The 1,207-nt window shown below is 39.3% G+C and carries 2 protein-coding genes; both read left to right on the top strand.

All coding sequences use genetic code 11. The features are described from left to right. Nucleotides 1-116: 116 nt before the first annotated feature. On the top strand, nucleotides 117-401 hold the full coding sequence (locus tag BAU16_RS06525) for a hypothetical protein (RefSeq protein WP_161526752.1): 285 nt from the start codon (nucleotides 117-119) through the stop codon (nucleotides 399-401). A 233-nt stretch (nucleotides 402-634) separates the two neighbouring features. Then, on the top strand, nucleotides 635-1,207 hold a 573-nt coding region (locus BAU16_RS13680), incomplete at its 3' end, for an IS30 family transposase (RefSeq protein ID WP_237579220.1).

Genomic DNA, 1,207 nt, shown 5'->3' with positions numbered 1-1,207 from the left:
CGAGGTATTGACTCAAATCCAATTTAGGCTTAAGGATATGGTACAATCAGAGGTAACATGATAATCGATATTTTTGTTAAATTAGGAGGAAATGAGAGAAAAGCAGGAGGTATGTAATGGACAATCAAAAGCAAACAGATGTAAGAAAGAACATAACGTTTTCGGTAATTTCATTAGTGGCATTACTACTCGCATTGCTTGGGTACTTTTATACTTTTTTCAATAAAAATACTGACTACAACACGGCAGTTAATGCTTCAATTTTTATTCTAGCTGTAGCAAGCGGTTTAGTAACCACAAAAGAAAAATCAGGGAACAAATTACTACAATCATTGATTACCGTTGATACTGTACTTTTTGTCTCTTGGGTGATAACAATAATTGTGGGTCTGTTTATTTGATATACGATGCTTCGTAGTTGTTGTCTCAATAAGATGGGATTTATGACGCATTGTGAGGGGTTATAGTGGATGTAGCGATTTGATAATGAACACAGATATGATACCCTTGTTCGGGCGGACTGACTTGGTTACAAGTGAGTGCTTTGGAGGAAGTCATCTTCATATCTGTGAAGGTTCATTGTCAAATCATCTGGGGTCGTTGGCTTAAACAAGGGCAGGGGGACTGACTGAGTATGGCATACGCTCACCTAACAGCAGAAGAACGTGGCAAGATTGAGGCATACCTTGATGAAGGTCTATCGCAAGCGGAGATAGCAAGGAGACTGGATCGTCACCGTTCAACTATCTCAAGAGAAATCAAAAGAGGTAGCGAACAAAGAGGACGCAATAGCACTGCAAAACTGCGCTATCAAGCAACAAGTGCGCAAAATATTGCAAGAATGCGGAAGCAGAACTGTGGTACTAAAACAAAAGCAACAATCCATAATACTAGAACAATATTGAAGTATCTAAATATGAAATATTCACCAGAACAAATTGTAAACGCTGTTCGCAGTGTAAAAGTTTGTAGAACAACGATTTACAATTGGATCTATTCGAAAATAATCAACTTTAATATGAAGATGCTGCGTCATCATGGTAGACGCTACAAAGTAAAATCAACTGGGTCTAAAATTCGAGTAGACCGTGCGTTTTTCGCTAATCGAACCATTGATTTGCGGCCAGAGGCAGTCCAACTACGCACGGAATTTGGCCACTGGGAAGCAGATACTGTAGTTTCTATGCGTGGTGTAGCGGCTTGCTTA

It is taken from the genome of Enterococcus sp. JM9B, assembly GCF_009933265.1.
GTDB lineage: Bacteria > Bacillota > Bacilli > Lactobacillales > Enterococcaceae > Enterococcus_C > Enterococcus_C songbeiensis.
This window is presented reverse-complemented; position numbering and strand designations above follow the sequence as displayed.

Coding starts and splice junctions, on each gene's coding strand:
- BAU16_RS06525 (WP_161526752.1), top strand. CDS start 117: ATGGACAATCAAAAGCAAACAGATGTAAGAAAGAACATAACGTTTTCG.